Below are 18,442 nucleotides of genomic sequence, written 5' to 3'. Positions count from 1 at the left end.
AAATAAATTTCACTAACCAACTTAATTGTATGTATTTACGTTTCAAATGTAAGATTGGTTTTACTTGTTTTTGACTATTTTTGTTTAAATTATTATTATTATGAAATTCAGCCTGTTATTTTCAACTATACTAACATTCATCGCTATAATATCTAATGCACAAGATAGCAATAAAATTGAAACTGTAGCTGTTATTGAAATATTAAACGATAATCAAACCATAATTGATAATGACACTGTACCCTTGAATTTAATTCATAAGAGGGTTAATCAGTTATTAAATAATTTCGATCTTGACGACAATTTCTTTCCTTCAGTTACACTTATAGTAAACCCGTCGGTTTCTGAAAACAGTATTGAACACATCAAATATCAAATCAAGTCAACTCCTATCCAGCTTATTAATCTTCAGCGGAAAATTATAACTAATTATGACGGAATTGAAGTAGATCAAAACGTTTTAGACCAATACAATTCTCTCATCAAGTATTGGAATAGCCTAGAGACAGAAGATAGATTCTACAGAGAAAATGAATTAAAATTCATAGAGTCTGTTGCGTTAACTATGACTTTGGATCAGCGGATAAGAAATGAGAAACTTCCTGGATATTTACCTTTTGTAAAAAAGGAGTCTACAGTTCCTCACCTGTCCATGCTTGAAGTTGATTCAGCGCAATCTTATATTTATGTTTATAAAAATGACACCATTGATAAAGAAACTGCCTACACTAATCATAATGACAGGTCTTATTTTCTAAAAAAACGAATCATCAACGAAGAGAAAGTAAATGTTATTAAACTTATTGAAGATTAGTTACCTTTTAACCTAACCCATAACTCATATAATAAGACTTTAGCATCCCCCCTAGTTTTGGGCTCTTCCATAATGTTTAATTGATTCCCATTCTCCTCTTCTAGTCTATAAGTAAACGCAAATCTTTTAGATTTTGGATTCAAGCTTAATAACCCAAATCGGAGGTCATTCAGAAATAATTCTCCTTCATTTTCAGAAATAGTATACCAACCCTTTGTTACATCTATTAATCTTCCTAAATTTTCATACTGACGCAAATCATCAATCTTTTCATGCTGTTTCGGATAGGCTCTAAAATCAATAGGCTGTGTATCAAAAACAGAATATTCACCAATAAGAAAGTGATCTTCTGCTTTAATATTTGCTGACCATAAGATCACATTGAGTGGGGTTGGTCTGGTATCAAGATCAGAATAACTAATATTCTGTTCTTCGAGTGCATTTTTAAATTTTGAAAACGTAATTTCCTTCATTATTAAAGTTAATACCAGATAACTTGAACTTAAAATTATGCCTAATCTATTAAGCTTTCTTCTTTTTATAGAAGTCCTTTTGAGTCGAGACGCAGCAATGAGACAAACCAAAAATGGTAAAGTATACAATGGATCTATGACAAAAACTGACTTGAATGCAATTCTAAGATCTAAAGGCCAAAAGAGCTGTGTACCCCAAGTTGTAAAACAGTCAAGTAAAGGATGAGTGAAAAGTCCCCAAAACATGAGTAGTGACCATTCTTTCCAATTGGCTTGCTTATGAATTCTAGAAATAATATACCCAAAAAGCGGAGCCGCCAAAACTGCAAACACCAATGAATGAGAAAATCCTCTATGGATTTCTAAGGCCGTAACTGTATCGTAAAAGTTTCCTATAAAAATGTCTAAATCCGGAATCGTTCCCGCTATAGCACCATAAACCATAGCCTTATTTCCAACTTTTTTCCCCAGCACAACTTCTCCAACTGCAGCACCTAAAACGATTTGCGTAAGAGAATCCATTAGGCTGTCACAAATTGGATAGTTTCTTTATGCAATTGTTTCAATAAGACTGTTTTATCTTTTTCTATACGTTTTATCGCATCATCATCATAATGTCTTATCGTAAATAGTGATACTCCTTTTTGATGATCTACTTTAAACTTAGCCTTAAGTATTTCAATCAGTTTATCCACGTTTTTGAATTTATTATCGACACAAACTGAAAAACTAATTGCCGAATTTTGAATCAAATCTACCTTGATTTGATGTTTGTGGAAAAGAGAAAAGACTTCACTAATATTTTCTTCCACAAAAAATGAAAAATCTAAAGTTGATAGAGATAAGAAAACTAGATCTTTCTTTACGATATAACATGGCAACAATGGATTGAGCAACTTCCCTTTACCAACTTTTGTCCCCTGGTCTTTTGGATTGTAGAAAGATTTCACAAATAATGGAATTTCCTTTTGCTGCAATGGCTGCAATGTTTTTGGATGAATTACAGATGCACCATAGAAAGCCAGTTCAATAGCCTCCTCGTATGAGATTTGTTCTAAAAGACTGGTGTTTTCAAAAACATTAGGATCCCCATTCAGAACACCTGGGACATCTTTCCATATGGTAACATTCTCTGCATTGAGGCAATAGGCGAAAATTCCAGCTGTATAATCTGAACCTTCACGACCTAAAGTAGTGCTAAAATTGTTGGAATCTGAACCTATAAATCCCTGAGTTATACTTAACTCATCTTCATTGATGTGGTTCAGTATTTTTTGTTGAGTATTTTCCCAATTGACGTCTGCATCTCTGTATGTGCTATCGGTATCTATCAAATTTCTGCAATCATGCCAGACGTTTTCGATCCCTACAGACTTTAAATAGTAGCTCACAATACTGGTACTTATCAATTCTCCAAAACCAACTACTTGATCATAGACGAAATCGTAATTTGGCGATTTATTTCTATCAAAAAAGATTGAAAGCTCATCAAAAAAATAATTAGTCTTAGTATAAGCTGGATGAGAAGAATTATCAAAAAGCTCGTCCAAAATATCGTAGTGATCCTGTTTTAAAGATGATATTGCTTCAGATAATTCTTTGCTTTTTTCAAAATAAAGAGAAATAATATCCTCTAACTTATTTGTAGTTTTTCCCATTGCTGAAATAACTACAACCTTTTGTTTTGGATATGTAGTTTCTAAAACTTTAGCGACATTTCTCACTCCTTTAGCATCTTTCACAGAAGCCCCACCAAATTTAAATACTTGCATTTTTAGCACCGATTAATTTATATTATTGATTTCATCTTCCCCTAGCTGGACAGTTCTCCATTCCTTGAAAACAGTAGCTCCATATTTCTCATAAAAATCGATAGCATTGGTATTCCAGTCCAAAACCACCCATTCCACACGTTTAATTTTTCGAGTTTTGGCATACATAATTACAGATTCAAATAAAGCTTTGCCTAAAGATTTGCCCCGCATTGACTTGGTAACAATGAGGTCTTCTAAATGGACAGTTTCACCTTTCCACGTAGAAAATCTTGAATAAAATAAAGCCATGCCCTTCACTTTAGAATCCACTTCTGCCACAAAGCATTTATAAATAGCCTCTTCACCAAAACCATAGCGATATAAATCTTCCAAGGTAACCTGGACCGCATCTGGTTCGTTTTCATAAACAGCTAGCTCTTGTATAAGCTTTAGCATATCTCCCAAGTCTTCAGGTGTAGCAAATCTGATTTTAAAATTCATAGCTTAAAATTTTTGATCAAAAATAATCAAGTAGGAATTAAAATGAATGAATTTGATAGTCACATTGCGAATTTTTCTATTTTTGCGCAAGCTACAACGTTTTCGCTATGAAAAAAACCAATCAAACTCTAGGTGAGTTTATTATTGAAAATCAAAAATCCTTTAAATATACATCTGGTGAACTTTCCAGATTAATTAACTCTATAAGACTTGCTGCAAAAGTAGTAAATCATGAAGTCAATAAAGCTGGACTCGTAGATATTGTAGGAGATTATGGAGGAAAAAACGTTCAGGGTGAAGACCAAAAAAAACTGGATGTTTACGCTAACGAAACATTTATACAAACCCTCATCAATAGAGAAATTGTATGCGGCATTGCTTCAGAAGAAAATGATAATTATATAACTATACAAGGAAATAATAAAGACCATAAAAACAAATATGTGGTGTTGATGGATCCTCTGGATGGTAGTTCGAATATTGATGTAAATGTATCTGTAGGAACCATATTTTCTATTTATAGAAGAGTAACACCTGTGGGACAGCCTGTAGAGATGGAAGATTTTTTACAACCGGGCAATCAGCAAGTGGCAGCAGGATATATTATTTATGGAACCTCGACAATGCTCGTTTATACAACCGGTCACGGAGTAAACGGATTTACGCTAAACCCAGCAATAGGAACTTATTACTTATCTCACCCAGATATGAAATTTCCAGATGATGGAAGAATATACTCCATCAATGAAGGGAATTATATTCATTTCCCACAAGGAGTGAAAGACTATATAAAGTACTGTCAAAATCAACGTGATGAAGACCCTTATACTTCAAGATATATTGGTTCTTTAGTATCCGACTTTCATAGGAATATGATTAAAGGCGGAATATATATGTATCCCAAAAGCTCAAGTGCAGAGAAAGGAAAACTAAGGTTACTTTATGAATGTAACCCAATTGCTTTCATTACTGAGCAGGCCAATGGCAAAGCATCGGATGGTTTCCAGAGAATTATGGACATCAAGCCTACGGAGCTACATGAGCGGGTACCATTCTTTTGTGGAAGCAAAAAAATGGTTGAAAAAGCTGAATCCTTTATGGAAGCAGCTCATCCAAGCAAATAAAACGGAGATTAAATTTTAATCCTCATCAGACTCTATAAAGTGTTGATAAAAATCAAAAGAGAAATTATTTTCAAATAATTTCTTGGATTTATTGATCACAACCAGAGCTTGTTCTTCAGAAAACCCTAGACCTACAGCATATTTTCTAATTAAAAACTCTTCAGCTTCATCCATCTTATTATCTACATAAACAATACGTAAAAGATCGAACAAAAATTCTAAACGTTGAGTTTTTAAATTGATGGCGTGAACAGGAAATGATGCTGGATTCTCAAGAATCTTTTCGTAATTCTCTTCTGAAACATCAAATTTTCTTGAAAATCGCTTTAATAGTTTTTCTTCTATGGGTTTTATATCCCCATCTATAGCAGCTAAATTCACAAGATTTGCAAAATGATTGAGCCTGGTTGAATTTCTTATATTCTCGTAAAAATCGTGTCTTGACATATTATTAGTTTTAAATTATAAATATAATATTAATTTCGCCTAAAATTTCTGTTGAATATCATTTTTGTAATTTGCATTTATGAAGAAAAGAATTATTGGTAGGTTGGACAAGGCTAACTTCCCTGAATTGAATCTAAAAGACATCTCTATCAAGATAGATACAGGTGCTTATACCTCTTCTATACACTGTGAAAATATGGAAGAAAAAGAAGACGGCCTGCATTGTGTTTTCCTGGATAAAGAACATCCGGAATATGATCACAAGCCCTTTATTTTCAAAGATTACAACAAAATACGAGTAAAAAGCAGCAATGGCATAGCTCAAAGCAGATACGAAATTAAGTCCAGTATTGAAATCTTTGGAAAAGTTTATAAAATTTCCCTTTCTTTGAGCAACAGAAAAGAAATGAAACACCCTGTACTTCTAGGTCGTAAATTTTTGAATAAAAAATTTATTGTAGACCCAGAATTACAAAACTTATCTCATAACAATCCCCACCATGAACATTAAAATTTTATCGAGAAATCAAAATCTCTATTCTACAAAACGTTTAGTTGAAGCAGCTAAAAAAAGAAAGCACGATGTACAAGTCATTGACCCACTTAAGTGTGATTTAGTTATTGAAAAACGGAATCCAAACATTTATTACAAGGGTGAATACATTTTAGATACAGATGCAATTATTCCTCGAATTGGTGCTTCAGTAACTTTTTATGGGACTGCTGTTGTTAGACAATTTGAAATGATGGGGGCATTTAGCACAATAGATTCTGAAGCTTTGGTAAGAAGTAGAGATAAACTGAGAAGTCTACAGGTGCTTTCTAGAGCAAAAATAGGTCTCCCAAAAACTGTGTTTACCAATTACTCCAGAGACGTCAATGGCGTTATTCAACAAGTTGGAGGAACCCCGCTAGTTATCAAACTACTGGAAGGAACACAGGGTCTAGGAGTCGTTTTAGCAGAAACAAAAAATGCAGCAAAATCAGTGATCGAAGCTTTTAATGGTTTGCAGGCAAGAGTTATAGTTCAGGAATTTATTAAAGAAGCAAAAGGAGCTGATATCCGAGTATTTGTAGTCGACGGACATGTTGTTGGCGCTATGAAAAGACAAGGTAAAGAAGGAGAATTTCGTTCCAATTTACACCAAGGTGGCTCAGCAGAGGTCATCGAACTCAGTGATGAAGAAGAAATTGCAGCTATAAAAGCGGCAAAGGCTATGCGCCTAGGTGTTGCTGGTGTAGATCTTTTACAAAGTTCTAGAGGCCCTTTAATATTGGAAGTGAACTCTTCACCGGGCTTGGAGGGTATTGAAAAAGCTACTGGAAAAGACATCGCAAGATCTATCATTCAGTACATTGAAAAAAATGTGTAATGCCTCACATAGATTCTAAAAATGTCCTGCACATCTTGGAAAGGAGAGTCTTTCCTGGAGAAAAAGCTAGGATAAATTTTAATACAGCAAAACTTTATACAACGACTTTAGTAGAAGTCCCTGTCATTATTGAAAGAGCCAAAAAACCAGGGCCGATATTGTTAATTACCGCAGGCATACATGGTGATGAAATCAATGGTGTTGAAGCGGTAAGACAATTCATTTCAAAGGGAATAAACAAACCTAGCAGAGGAACCATCATCTGTGTTCCTGTTCTCAACGTCTTTGGATTTCTGAATATGACCAGGGAATTCCCCGACGGAAGAGACTTGAACAGAATGTTTCCAGGTTCAAAAAAAGGAGCTCTGGCTAGCCGGTTTGCTTATCAGTTTGCTTCTGAAATTCTTCCCGTTGCCGATTATTGTTTCGATTTTCATACTGGTGGGGCCAGTAGATTTAATGCAGCACAAATAAGAATAGATAAAACTGACGAAAGGGGTGAGGAATTAGCAAGAATCTTCAATGCTCCTTTCACCGTTTATTCTTCTACTATAAAAAACTCTTATAGAATGACCTGTGTCAAACAGGGTAAAACAGTTTTATTATTTGAAGGTGGAAAATCTAAAGACAACAATAAAGAAATTTCAAAACATGGTGTTGACGGACTTAAACGTGTCATGAAGCATTTCGACATGTTGAAATCTAATTTTGACGTAGAAGATCCTGCAGAGAACACAAAGTTTATTTCCAGCACTTACTGGATGCGAGCTAAATATAGCGGACTTCTTCACATCAAAATACCAATAGGTAAGTTTGTAGAGAAAGGTGAATTTATTGCGACTATTACAGACCCTTACGGTAGTTTTAGACATAAGGTAAAAGCAACTAATAACGGTTATGTTATTAATGCCAACCAATCCCCTATCGTTTACCAAGGTGATGCTATTTTTCATATTTCTAAAGATACCACTGATGGATAAAGATGAGCTGAGGTCTAAGTACAAAGCTTTAAGAAACAACTTATCAGCTTCAGAAATTGAAGAACTGAGTCTTCAAATTGCCAACCAAAGCTTGAAATTAGACATTTGGGATTTTACATTTTATCATATTTTCCTCAGTATCTCAAAGCACAGAGAAATCAATTCAGAATACATTTTGCAAATCATCTTTGGTAAAGATAGAAATGTAGTTATCCCTAAAGTAAAGGATGCTGAGCTCGAACATTATTTACTTACAGACAGCACAAAATTAAAACTCAGTAAATGGGGAATTCCAGAACCCGAAAAAGGAATTAAAATCGAGCCAAATCAAATTGATGTTGTGTTCATGCCTTTATTGGCTTACGATAAAACAGGAAACAGAATAGGCTATGGTAAAGGATTTTATGATAAGTTCTTGTCTGACTGCCGTCCTGAAACTCTAAAAATCGGTTTGTCTTTTTTCGAACCTGAAGAAGAAAATATTGAAGTCTCAGATCATGACATAGGCTTAGATTTTTGTATAACCCCTTCGAGGATATACAATTTTAAATCAAACTAGTCACAACCACATTGACTAGAACCACAAGCTGAACTTTCTTTTTTAGATTTAAAGAAGAATTTTTTTACTAAATAACCTAGGGCTATTAGAAATATCAACCATACTATTATCTCTTGTAACATTATTTTTATTTTAAAATTTGAAAAGCAACTAAAGCGACCACGTAAGCAAAACCAGACATCCCAAACAACTGAATCAACGGCCATTTCCAAGTCCCAGTTTCTCTTTTTACGATTGCCAACGTACTCATACATTGCATCGCAAAGGCATAAAACAATAATAAGCTAATTCCGCTGGCAAAAGTAAACAACGGGCCTCCAAGTATAGGATTGGTTTCTGCTGCCATTCTGCTTTTGATGGTTTGTTCATCTTCATTTCCAACACTGTAGATAGTCGCTAAAGTACCTACAAAAACTTCCCGAGCGGCAAATGAACTTATAATAGCTATACCTATTTTCCAGTCGTAACCCAATGGAGTTACAGCAGGTTCTATTGCTCTTCCTGCATACCCAATATAAGAATGTTTTAGCTTATAGGAGGAGATTTCGGTGTCGAGTTCTTCTTCTGTGAGACTTGAAAGATCTGTGGAAGAAGTTACAATTTCCTCAGCATTATCAAATTTATCTGTAGGTCCATAGCTTGCTAAAACCCAAAGTATAATTGAAATTGCTAAAATTATTTTTCCTGCTCCAAACACAAAAGATTTCGTCTTTTCTACTACTGTATAAAATACATTTTTAAAAATAGGGAGTTTATAATTCGGCATTTCCACAACAAAATAAGACTTGAAGTCAATTTTAAGCATTTTGCTTGCTAACCAACCTGAAGCAACTGCAGTAACAAATCCAAGCAAATAAAGTAGCATCAAAGTTATACCCTGGTAATTAAAAACACCAAGCCATCGCTCATCTGGAATCACTAAACTTATAATAATGAGATAGACAGGAAGCCTTGCCGAACAGGTTGTGAACGGTACGACCAAAATTGTAACAAGCCGTTCTTTCCAACTTTCAATATTTCTTGCTGCCATAACAGCTGGAATGGCACAAGCAGTTCCAGAAACTAGAGGCACTACACTTTTCCCGCTCATTCCAAATTTTCGCATAACCCTATCCATAAGAAAAACCACACGACTCATATACCCAGTTTCCTCTAGGATAGAAATGAATAAAAACAAGAATGCAATCTGTGGAACAAAAATCACAATCCCGCCTATACCAGGAATAATACCTTCAGAAATTAATTCAGTTAGCATTCCAGCTGGTAAGTTTTGCTTTACAAACTCGCTCAAAAAGAGGAAGCTTTCATCAATAAAATCCATAGGATAGGTGGACCAGTCATAAATCGTCTGGAAAATCAAAAATAAAATGGCCAAAAAGATGACGTAGCCCCAAACCTTATGAATTAACAATCTATCGATTTTAGCTCTTAGCCCTGTTGCTAAAGCTAAATCTTTGGTAAGTGTTTCTTTTAAAGTATTGTTTATAAATTGATACCTTTTAATTGTTTCCTTTTGCTGAAGTCGCTTTATTTCTGAATCTGATTTTGGCTTAAATTCACTTTCAGAAGGAATTCTATTTCTATTGGTTTTACCAAAATTTACATCCTGAGTGATCACCAACCACAATTTATAAAGATCTTGATTTGGGTAAGCTTTCCTTAGAGAATCGAAATAATCTTTATCTATTTCTGATGCGTCCAAACAAGGTTGCAATGAGATCTTCTGATAATCAATAATGGATTGTTTTAAACTATCAAAACCTTTATTTTTTTTTGCGCTTATTAAATTTACTTTAGTGTTTAAGCGTTTTTCGAGGAGATCAATATCGAGTTCAATTCCTTTTCTATCCATTCGATCAGCCATATTGATGGCTAAAATCGTCGGTAATCCAAGATCTTTAATTTGTGTAAATAAGAGAAGATTTCTTTTTAAGTTCTCAATATCACTAACGACGACGACAACGTCTGGGTAATCTTTGTCATTCTTATTCAAAAGTAATTCGACGACAACATTCTCGTCCATTGAAGTCGCATTAAGACTATACGTCCCAGGCAAATCTATAACATGAGCTTTTAGATTTCTAGAAAGCTTAATGACAGCTTCTTTCTTTTCTACGGTGATTCCTGGATAATTACCGACCTTCTGGTTTAACCCTGTAAGATTATTAAAAACTGAAGTCTTCCCTGTATTAGGATTGCCTACTAAAGCAACATTTATTTGTTTACTCATCGTCAATAAGTTCTACGTTAATGAGCTTGGCAGTCTCTTTTCGAATAGATAAAAAAGTGTCATTAATATTAAGATAAAGAGGATCCTTAAATGGGGCAATCTGTATGAGTTCTACATGATTTCCTGGTAAGCATCCCATTTCCAAAAGCTTGAGAGGAATATCCTGAGAGGTCATTTCTCCTATAATAGCTTTCTGTCCCTTCTTTAAATTGGCTACAGTCATCATCTATTTAGATTAATTTTAAACAAAAATAAGAAGCTTTTATGTAAATCGGAGTGAATAAATGAATATTTAAAATTCAATTGAGGAAGTTCAATAAAAACGAAATTGTATTTTTCAAAAGCTATTGTAAAGCCTTAAGGAAAAAATTACCTTTGCTATCTACTAAAACAATTGATAATGCTGACAAAAAACGTAGTTGAGCTTCTAGAAAGCGATCATATATTACAAGAATATAAAGTAAACGGTTGGGTAAGAGCGTTTAGAAGTAATCGCTTTATCGCTTTAAATGATGGGTCTTGCCTGAATAATCTACAGTGTGTTGTAGACTTTGAAAACACAGATGAAGAGATTTTGAAAAGCATCACAACTGGAGCTTCAATTTCTGTAACTGGAACCCTGAAGGAAAGTGAAGGAAAAGGTCAACGAGTTGAACTTGATGTCAAATCAATTGAAATTTTAGGAAATGCAGATCCTGAGGATGTTAAGAAGACCATACTTCAGCCCAAAAAGCATTCTTTAGAAAAACTTAGAGAGCAAGCCCACCTTAGAGTAAGAACTAACACATTTGGAGCTGTAATGAGAGTTAGATCAAAACTTGCTTTTGCAGTTCATCAGTATTTTAATGAAAATGGATTTTATTACGTCAACACACCAATTATAACAGGTAGTGATGCTGAAGGCGCTGGTGAAATGTTTAAAGTCACGAATTTAGACCTTAAGAACATACCAACAACTGATGCTGGTGACATTGATTTCTCTAAAGACTTCTTTGGAAAGGAAACCAACCTAACTGTAAGTGGCCAACTTGAAGCTGAAACTTATGCTCTTGGACTTAGTAAAGTCTATACCTTTGGACCTACCTTCAGAGCAGAAAACTCAAATACTTCCAGACACCTTGCTGAATTCTGGATGATTGAACCAGAGATGGCATTTTGTGATTTGGAAGGAAATATTGATTTAGCTGAAGATTTCATACAGTATGTTTTAAATTATATTTCAAAACATTGTGAAGCTGATTTAGAGTTTTTGGAGAACAGACTTCTTCAAGAAGAAAAGTCAAAACCAGAAAAGGACAGATCTCCAATGCCATTAAGAGAGAAAATCGATTTTGTCCTTAAAAACAATTTCAAAAGGGTTTCTTATACAGAAGCAATAGAGATTTTGAGAAACTCCAAACCAAACAAGAAGAAGAAATTCAACTATATAATTGAAGAATGGGGAGCTGATTTACAAAGTGAGCACGAGCGTTATTTAGTTGAAAAACACTTTGGTTGTCCGGTAGTTCTTTATGATTATCCAGCAGATATAAAAGCATTCTATATGCGCCTCAACGATGATGGAAAAACCGTAAGAGCCATGGATGTTCTATTTCCAGGAATCGGAGAAATTGTAGGCGGTTCTCAAAGGGAAGAACGTTATGACGTCTTACTTTCCAAAATGAAAGAAATTGGTGTGGATGAAAAAGAATTATGGTGGTACCTGGAAACCAGAAAGCTTGGAACATGTAAGCATTCTGGCTTTGGTCTTGGCTTCGAACGCCTTGTGCTATTTGCTACAGGAATGTCCAACATCAGAGATGTAATTCCTTATCCAAGAACACCTCAAAATGCAGAATTTTAATCCAAATCCCTGCATTGAAACTCATGTAGTTGAAAACTTAGAAGAAAAAATACGCCTCCAGGAGTATGGAGTGAATATTTTTCAATCCATACAAAGTAAAAGTGCTTTAAAGAAGATTCTTAAAAGAGAGCTTATCACACTAGATGGTGAAATTGCTAAAACCTCCAACTGGATTGAAAATGGACAGGTTTTAAAACTCTATGCTGAAGAAATTGAGCAAGAAAAAAAAGTTTTCAGACTACAACTTGATGTTCTATATGAAGATGATTTTTTGGCTGTTATACATAAGCCATCTGGTTATCCAACTAATGGGAACTATTTTAAGACCATCGAGAATGCTTTGCCATACAACTTAAAACAAAGTTCAGAAAAAGATAAACTCCCTTTTCCTCAACCAGTACACAGATTGGATAATCCTACGTCTGGTATTTTACTGATTTCTAAAACACTATCGGCAAAATCGCTTTTATCGGTTCTTTTTGAAAATCGTGAAATCCAAAAAAAGTATTCAGCCATAGTTGAAGGAAGCCTTGTTACAGAGCAAGGAGAAATCAATACAGACATTAATGGAAAAAGGAGTTTGACGAGATTTAATGTCAAAAGAGTACTTCAGAAGGAAGACAAACACTTCAGCTTAGTGGATTTGTGGCCAGATACAGGAAGAACTCATCAGCTTAGAATTCATCTTTCTTCAAAAGGAAACCCAATAGTCGGTGATGCTATTTATGGAGTAAAAAGTAAAAAAAACAGTCTTCTTCTTCATGCAAGTTCACTGGAGTTTCTTCATCCGAAAACTCATAAAAGATTATTCATTGAAACTGAGTTACCACATAAATTCGTTAAATTTATGGACGGGTTGATGTAAAATTTTAGATTTGGTTATTGAAGTACTAAGTTGTCTAAAATTACATTCAGCATAAATTATTGATTCAAAACCATGCTAAAACAAAGGCTTAACCTTAAATTATCACAGAAGTTATCACCTCAGCAGATACAACTGATGAAGTTGATACAGCTTCCTACTTTAGCTTTTGAGCAAAGAGTAAAACAGGAATTTGAAGAAAATCCAGCTCTTGATGCTGGAAAGGAAAAGGACGAATTTGAAGATGAATTCAAGAATGAAACAGATGTCGATGAGCATGATGTTATCGAAACCGAATTTGACGTAGACGATTATTTGAGTGATGACGAAATTCCAAATTACAAGCTAAAAGCCAATAACTATAGTGCAGATGATGAAGACAAACAAGTGCCATATGCATCTGGTACTTCATTTTCGCAATATCTAAAAACCCAATTACAGACATTTACTTTTAAAGGTGATCAGGAAGAAATTGCATTTTTCTTGGTGGGTAGTGTAGATGATAGTGGCTATATACGACGCTCATTAGTCGACATTGTAGATGATTTAGCCTTTACACAAAACATATACACAGATGAGCAATCTGTCGAGAAAGCTTTAAAAATTGTACAATCTCTAGACCCAGCTGGAGTTGGTGCCAGAGACTTAAGAGAGTGTTTACTCATCCAGTTGCAAAGAAAAGACAAGGCAGAAAGTATAGATTTAGCCTACAGAATTTTAGATGAAGCTTTCGATAAATTCAGTAAAAAGCACTACGATAAACTGATTCAAAAATTTAGCATCTCTGAAGACAAGTTAAAAAAAGCAATAGAAGAAATAGAGCACCTTAACCCGAAACCTGGAGCATCTTACTCTAGCAGCACCAAATCAGTAGAGCACGTTATTCCTGATTTTGCTATTCATATTAAAAATGGTGAACTGGAGCTGACTTTGAATGGCCGGAATGCTCCAGAAATGCACATCTCTAGAGATTATTCCAATATGCTCAAGGGATATAAGGAGGCCACAACTAAAACAAAAGAACAAAAGGAAGCTGTTTTTTTCATTAAACAGAAATTAGATTCGGCAAAATGGTTTATTGATGCTATAAAACAAAGACAAGAGACACTCTACTCCACGATGTACTCTATAATGATGCACCAAAAAGAGTATTTTCTTACGGGCGATGAAAGATCTCTCAAGCCCATGATTCTAAAAGATATTTCTGAGAAAATAAATATGGATATCAGTACAGTTTCCAGGGTAGCCAATAGCAAATATGTAGAAACACCATATGGTACTTTTTTGATCAAAAGTTTCTTTTCTGAATCGATGAAAAACGAAGAGGGTGAAGATGTTTCAACACGAGAAATTAAGAAGATCTTAGAGATGACTATCGAATCTGAGGATAAGAAAAAACCACACACGGATGCTAAACTAGCTCAAATACTCAAAGAGAAGGGTTATCCAATCGCAAGAAGAACTATTGCAAAATATCGAGAGCAATTGGATGTACCAGTGGCGAGATTGAGAAAGGAGATATGAGACTTATAGAAAAAGGCTATAAATTATTATCCATACTTGGACATCCTTTGTGGATGCCTATACTAGGATGCCTATTTTACTTCTATGCAATCCCAAATTATTTAGATCAGCAAATCATCACTGCCAAATTGATGGCAGTGAGTATACTGACGATTTTTTTACCTATAGTCTTCTTATTTATTGCAAAAAATTTAAAATTGATTGAAAACTACAGCCTTTCCGATGTCAAGGAAAGGCGATTTTTTATAATGTTTTTTATATTATTAGTTCTTATTTTACTCAATAACATTTTAGGTGTATACAATTATCGTACACTGTTTTACTTTTTTTCTGGAATCTTATTCTCTAGTATTATCGCTCTTCTTTTCAGCATGTTCCGAGTAAAAATAAGTTTACACGCTTTGGGAATAAGTGGATTAACTTGTTTTATTATAGGGCTTAGCCTTTCGTTTCAAGAACCAATGATTTTTTCTATAAGCTTATTAATTATTTTTTTAGGACTAGTAAGTTCGTCACGGCTCTATGAAAGAGCACACACCTTACCTGAAGTCATAATAGGAACACTGGCAGGATTTCTTCCTCAATTGTACTTTTTTAGCTACTGGATATAACTTTACAAAAAGAAAAAAACAAGCCCAACTTTAATAGGTTTTATGCTCACATCTTCACCAGACTCTTCAACTTGCTGACCATCGAATATTGGAGTTAAACTTGCATCTACAAAAAAGTTGACTGCACCATAGCCGAATGTAAGTTTTAAACTTGTCCTAAAATCATTTATACCATCAATAGACCTGAACTCGTAACTTTCTTCAGGACTTCGGAATACGGATTTAGAGCTAATCACATAGCCAAATTTTATTCCAAAATATATTCTCCAAAAAGACAGTTTATCGATGTCTGAAGTTCGCCATCTAAGCTCTAATGGGATTTCAATTAGATTTGTAGTAAATCGATTGGTATCATAATCGATATCCGGGTTTAGAACTAAAAACCGATCTTGATTCATTTCTCTTTTGATCTGAAGTGTCTGTCCAAAAGTGTTGAGATTAAAACCTAAGCCTAATCCAACTGAGATATTTCTCTTTTCGTTGATAGGCATATCGCGAATGAACCCGAACATAAGACCACCGGAGAAACCAGATTGTTCAACATCCTTAGGTAGATCTGTTAAAAAATTAAAACTAAAACCAACATAAAATTGATCTTCTCTGTAAAGAGAATCGGATTCATTTTGTTTTAACCACGAAAGGTCTTGAGCTTTCATAGATCCAAAGCAACACAGTAAGAGACTTAAATAGATAATTTTCATGGAACAATTAAAGATGGAAAGTTAATCAGGTTTATGCAAATAAAAAAGGCACTCTATTTAAGAGTGCCTTTATAAGATTATAAAAAATACAAATTACTCAAGGTTAAGCATTGCGTCGCCCTCTTTGGTTGTATAATTGATTTTAAGTGCTTCAGCTTTACGTAATTCTTGCTTTATATCAGACACAAGACCCATGTTGGTTTCTTTATCAACTTTTAAGGCTGTTGTCAATTTATCTCGCAATTCTTCACGCTTAGATTGTCTTTCTTCTTTTATGAACTGTTGAACTTCGTTTACACTAGCGTACTTATCATTCAACTGAATTCTAGCTTCTGTACCAAAAGTTTCTTGATATCTAGGCGATGGTTTGCCAGCATAGATATACATAATTAGATTCTTTTTGTCTAATTTTTCTACTTGGTCAGCAAAAGGCAGAATATTCTGAACCTTAAGTGATGTATCTCTCATCACGGTTACAACCATAAAAAAGAACAAAAGCATAAAAACAATATCTGGTAAGGATGCGGTAGAAATCGCAGGAGTTCCACCATCACCTTTCTTTTTAAATTTTGACATAGTTCAAATTTTATCGTTTAGGTTCTGCTTCTGATAGTTTTTGAGGAAATAAATCTTTGATAACGCCGATTCTTTCTTTCAGCTTTTCCTTATCTCCATTGAATTCTGGATCGTTGTAAGCAGCTTCCATATCTGTAAAGTCGGTATTATAAAGTCTATTGGCCTCTCTATCTCTCAATTCGTTATAGGCAGCAACAAGTTCATTTTGAACCGCTATATACCTTCCGTATTGTGTTTTTCTGTCATTCTGTAATGAAATAACAGCTTTAATAGGATTATCTGAGGACTTAGGGTCACCAGCACCTTGGCAGTAATCACATGCCTCATCGCCAGTACCGCCACCATTATCTAGAAAGTCGACAGCGGCTTGTCTTAAATCTTCAAATTCCATTTGCTCATCCTCTACAAGCAGGTCACCATTTGCGTTTACAAGAACAATAAAAATATTTTTCTCCTTTAACGGTGGTGGATCTTCTTGTTGATCATCTATTGGAGGTAATTTCCTTGTAATTCCACTATCTGTTTCTATGGTAGTTGTTACCAAGAAAAAGATGAGCAGAAGGAAAGCTATATCCGCCATGGATCCAGCGTTTACCTCAGGTGCTCCTCTTTTTGCCATAATTATCTAGTTATTATTTTTCTTACGCTTGATAATAGCATTGCCAAAACTGCTAAAGCAGCTAAAATATAAAATGCCGTTAATCCCGTACTTACCCATCTTGAGCCACTAGCTGAAAGCATATCTCCATCTCTCAAAGCAGTTTCAGTTCCGCTCGAAAGACCATAAGAAACAGCAATTATTAAAATAAATGCTCCTAAAGAAATAAAGGTCTTTTTCACATTTCCAGTGAACAAGGCTTTTATTGAGAAAAATAAAACTGCTAGAATAGTAATTCCTAATATAATGTAAGATACATACATATAAGGAGCTAATATACTTGACTGTAGAGCTGCATCAGCTTCTATTGCGTCATCTCCAGTATTGAGGATTCTCACAAAGAGAATTGCTCCTACAACACCAAAAATGATTTTTATAATATTAAATACTTTGTTCATATTAATTTTTTATTTTTTGTGTGCAACTAAGATATCGATAAGAGTAATCGAAGCATCTTCCATATCATTTACAATACTATCAATTTTAGCGATGATGTAATTATAAAATATTTGAAGAATAATAGCTACTATCAAACCAAATACTGTGGTTAATAAGGCTACTTTAATACCTCCAGCCACTAAGGATGGTTGCATATCACCAGCTGCTTCAATTTTATCGAAGGCTTGAATCATACCGATTACCGTACCCATGAAACCAAGCATAGGAGCAAGAGCGATAAATAGAGATACCCAAGATACGTTTTTCTCGAGCTGTCCCATTTGAACACCACCATAAGCCACTACAGCTTTTTCTGATGCTTCGATACCTTCGTCCATTCTGTCAAGACCCTGGTAGTAAATAGATGCAACTGGCCCACTTGTATTTCTACAAACTTCCTTAGCTGCTTCAACTCCACCACTCTTCATTGCTTCCTCTACATTTTCAGCAAGTTTCTTAGAGTTAGTTGTAGCTAAGTTTAAGTAAATAATTCTCTCAAAAGCAATAGCAAGTCCAAGGATTAAACAAAGAAGTACAATCCCCATAAAACCAGGACCACCTTCTATAAAACGCTTTTTTAATTCTTGATGAAAACCTACACTTTCTTCAGCTTCGTCACCAGACGCGTCTACATCATCTTGTACAAAATTCACAGCTGCTTCTGTAAAAATATCAGAAGGATTTGCCGCAGTTAAAGTTGTGTTACCAACCGCCATGATGGCTAAAATAGTTAAAATTGAAAATAATCTTTTCATTGTTGTCTGTCTTAGAATTAATAATTAGTGTTTAATGATTTTTAGTTTGTTTTTAAAAAGCAGAGAGGAAGGGATTCGAACCCTCGGTTCCGATACAATCGGAACATACGCTTTCCAGGCGTACACCTTCGACCGCTCGGTCACCTCTCTCTATATTAATGATCGTTAACTAATACTTAGCAAATAAATAAAAAAAAATACTTTTACAAGAAGAATTGG

Annotated in this window: 21 protein-coding genes and 1 tRNA gene; 10 read left to right on the top strand and 12 right to left on the bottom strand. The window is 34.5% G+C overall.

From position 1 onward, the window contains the following. Positions 1-100: 100 nt before the first annotated feature. Entirely contained in the window at positions 101-814 is a 714-nt protein-coding gene (locus ACFQ0R_RS07500; RefSeq protein ID WP_379657762.1) for a hypothetical protein, read from the top strand. Here ACFQ0R_RS07500 and ACFQ0R_RS07495 read toward each other — a convergent pair. The 3 genes from ACFQ0R_RS07495 to ACFQ0R_RS07485 are packed head-to-tail and all read right to left on the bottom strand — an operon-like array spanning position 811 to position 3,542. Next, positions 811-1,809, bottom strand: coding sequence for a metal-dependent hydrolase (locus ACFQ0R_RS07495; RefSeq protein WP_379657761.1), 999 nt, complete (start codon positions 1,807-1,809; stop codon positions 811-813). The genes ACFQ0R_RS07500 and ACFQ0R_RS07495 overlap by 4 nt on opposite strands. Beyond that, complete coding sequence (locus tag ACFQ0R_RS07490) at positions 1,809-3,059, bottom strand: aspartate kinase (protein WP_379657760.1); 1,251 nt, start codon at positions 3,057-3,059, stop codon at positions 1,809-1,811. Before ACFQ0R_RS07490 ends, ACFQ0R_RS07495 begins: the two co-directional genes overlap by 1 nt. A gap of 12 nt (positions 3,060-3,071) precedes the next feature. Then, positions 3,072-3,542 carry a GNAT family N-acetyltransferase gene (locus ACFQ0R_RS07485; RefSeq protein ID WP_379657759.1) on the bottom strand — a complete coding sequence of 157 codons (471 nt, stop codon included), beginning with the start codon at positions 3,540-3,542 and terminating at the stop codon, positions 3,072-3,074. 107 nt (positions 3,543-3,649) lie between these two features. Between ACFQ0R_RS07485 and fbp the strand changes: the two genes are divergently transcribed. Continuing rightward, entirely contained in the window at positions 3,650-4,666 is a 1,017-nt protein-coding gene (gene fbp, locus ACFQ0R_RS07480; RefSeq protein ID WP_379657758.1) for a class 1 fructose-bisphosphatase, read from the top strand. 15 nt (positions 4,667-4,681) lie between these two features. Here fbp and ACFQ0R_RS07475 read toward each other — a convergent pair whose 3' ends face one another. After that, complete coding sequence (locus tag ACFQ0R_RS07475) at positions 4,682-5,113, bottom strand: tellurite resistance TerB family protein (RefSeq protein ID WP_379657757.1); 432 nt, start codon at positions 5,111-5,113, stop codon at positions 4,682-4,684. Positions 5,114-5,192: 79 nt separating this feature from the next. Here ACFQ0R_RS07475 and ACFQ0R_RS07470 point away from each other — a divergent pair, with 79 nt between their 5' ends. From ACFQ0R_RS07470 to ACFQ0R_RS07455, 4 genes are read left to right on the top strand one after another with little or no spacing between them, the layout of a single operon-like run. Continuing rightward, entirely contained in the window at positions 5,193-5,624 is a 432-nt protein-coding gene (locus ACFQ0R_RS07470; protein WP_379657756.1) for an ATP-dependent zinc protease family protein, read from the top strand. Then, positions 5,614-6,486, top strand: coding sequence for a 30S ribosomal protein S6--L-glutamate ligase (gene rimK / locus ACFQ0R_RS07465; protein WP_379657755.1), 873 nt, complete (start codon positions 5,614-5,616; stop codon positions 6,484-6,486). Before ACFQ0R_RS07470 ends, rimK begins: the two co-directional genes overlap by 11 nt. Continuing rightward, a complete protein-coding gene (locus ACFQ0R_RS07460) occupies positions 6,486-7,466 on the top strand; it encodes a succinylglutamate desuccinylase/aspartoacylase family protein (RefSeq protein WP_379657754.1) in 981 nt (326 codons plus the stop codon). Before rimK ends, ACFQ0R_RS07460 begins: the two co-directional genes overlap by 1 nt. Next, complete coding sequence (locus ACFQ0R_RS07455) at positions 7,459-8,025, top strand: 5-formyltetrahydrofolate cyclo-ligase (protein ID WP_379657753.1); 567 nt, start codon at positions 7,459-7,461, stop codon at positions 8,023-8,025. The genes ACFQ0R_RS07460 and ACFQ0R_RS07455 overlap by 8 nt, the downstream gene beginning before the upstream one ends. 127 nt (positions 8,026-8,152) lie before the next feature. On the opposite strand, the gene feoB is transcribed toward ACFQ0R_RS07455, so the two are convergent. Next, positions 8,153-10,255: a ferrous iron transport protein B gene (gene feoB / locus ACFQ0R_RS07450; protein ID WP_379657752.1), complete on the bottom strand. Its 2,103-nt coding sequence runs from the start codon at positions 10,253-10,255 to the stop codon at positions 8,153-8,155. Next, the gene (locus ACFQ0R_RS07445; RefSeq protein ID WP_379657751.1) at positions 10,248-10,481 is read right to left on the bottom strand and encodes a FeoA family protein; all 234 of its coding nucleotides are present in this window, start codon (positions 10,479-10,481) and stop codon (positions 10,248-10,250) included. Before ACFQ0R_RS07445 ends, feoB begins: the two co-directional genes overlap by 8 nt. A gap of 174 nt (positions 10,482-10,655) precedes the next feature. Between ACFQ0R_RS07445 and asnS the strand changes: the two genes are divergently transcribed. The 4 genes from asnS to ACFQ0R_RS07425 all read left to right on the top strand — a co-directional run bounded on the left by asnS (position 10,656) and on the right by ACFQ0R_RS07425 (position 15,095). After that, the gene (gene asnS / locus ACFQ0R_RS07440) at positions 10,656-12,098 is read left to right on the top strand and encodes an asparagine--tRNA ligase (RefSeq protein WP_379657750.1); all 1,443 of its coding nucleotides are present in this window, start codon (positions 10,656-10,658) and stop codon (positions 12,096-12,098) included. Beyond that, on the top strand, positions 12,085-12,963 hold the full coding sequence (locus ACFQ0R_RS07435; protein WP_379657749.1) for an RluA family pseudouridine synthase: 879 nt from the start codon (positions 12,085-12,087) through the stop codon (positions 12,961-12,963). The genes asnS and ACFQ0R_RS07435 overlap by 14 nt, the downstream gene beginning before the upstream one ends. Positions 12,964-13,035: 72 nt before the next feature. Next, on the top strand, positions 13,036-14,484 hold the full coding sequence (gene rpoN, locus ACFQ0R_RS07430; RefSeq protein WP_379657748.1) for an RNA polymerase factor sigma-54: 1,449 nt from the start codon (positions 13,036-13,038) through the stop codon (positions 14,482-14,484). Further along, a complete protein-coding gene (locus ACFQ0R_RS07425) occupies positions 14,481-15,095 on the top strand; it encodes a hypothetical protein (RefSeq protein WP_379657747.1) in 615 nt (204 codons plus the stop codon). The genes rpoN and ACFQ0R_RS07425 overlap by 4 nt, the downstream gene beginning before the upstream one ends. Before the next feature lie 2 nt (positions 15,096-15,097). On the opposite strand, the gene ACFQ0R_RS07420 is transcribed toward ACFQ0R_RS07425, so the two are convergent. The 6 genes from ACFQ0R_RS07420 to ACFQ0R_RS07395 all read right to left on the bottom strand — a co-directional run bounded on the left by ACFQ0R_RS07420 (position 15,098) and on the right by ACFQ0R_RS07395 (position 18,373). Then, positions 15,098-15,796: a porin family protein gene (locus ACFQ0R_RS07420; protein WP_379657746.1), complete on the bottom strand. Its 699-nt coding sequence runs from the start codon at positions 15,794-15,796 to the stop codon at positions 15,098-15,100. 93 nt (positions 15,797-15,889) lie between these two features. Further along, positions 15,890-16,372 carry an ExbD/TolR family protein gene (locus tag ACFQ0R_RS07415; protein WP_379657745.1) on the bottom strand — a complete coding sequence of 161 codons (483 nt, stop codon included), beginning with the start codon at positions 16,370-16,372 and terminating at the stop codon, positions 15,890-15,892. Positions 16,373-16,382: 10 nt separating this feature from the next. After that, a complete protein-coding gene (locus ACFQ0R_RS07410) occupies positions 16,383-16,991 on the bottom strand; it encodes an ExbD/TolR family protein (protein ID WP_379657744.1) in 609 nt (202 codons plus the stop codon). A gap of 2 nt (positions 16,992-16,993) precedes the next feature. Further along, positions 16,994-17,428, bottom strand: coding sequence for a hypothetical protein (locus ACFQ0R_RS07405; RefSeq protein WP_379657743.1), 435 nt, complete (start codon positions 17,426-17,428; stop codon positions 16,994-16,996). A 9-nt stretch (positions 17,429-17,437) separates the two neighbouring features. Continuing rightward, positions 17,438-18,223 carry a MotA/TolQ/ExbB proton channel family protein gene (locus ACFQ0R_RS07400; RefSeq protein ID WP_379657742.1) on the bottom strand — a complete coding sequence of 262 codons (786 nt, stop codon included), beginning with the start codon at positions 18,221-18,223 and terminating at the stop codon, positions 17,438-17,440. A 60-nt stretch (positions 18,224-18,283) separates the two neighbouring features. Continuing rightward, positions 18,284-18,373 (bottom strand) — tRNA-Ser (locus ACFQ0R_RS07395). Positions 18,374-18,442 lie beyond the last annotated feature (69 nt).

Origin of the sequence: Psychroflexus salinarum, assembly GCF_042677225.1 — a bacterium.
Classification (GTDB): domain Bacteria; phylum Bacteroidota; class Bacteroidia; order Flavobacteriales; family Flavobacteriaceae; genus Psychroflexus; species Psychroflexus salinarum.
Note: the sequence above shows the minus strand (reverse complement) of the source record. Positions and strands in the feature narration are given on the sequence as shown.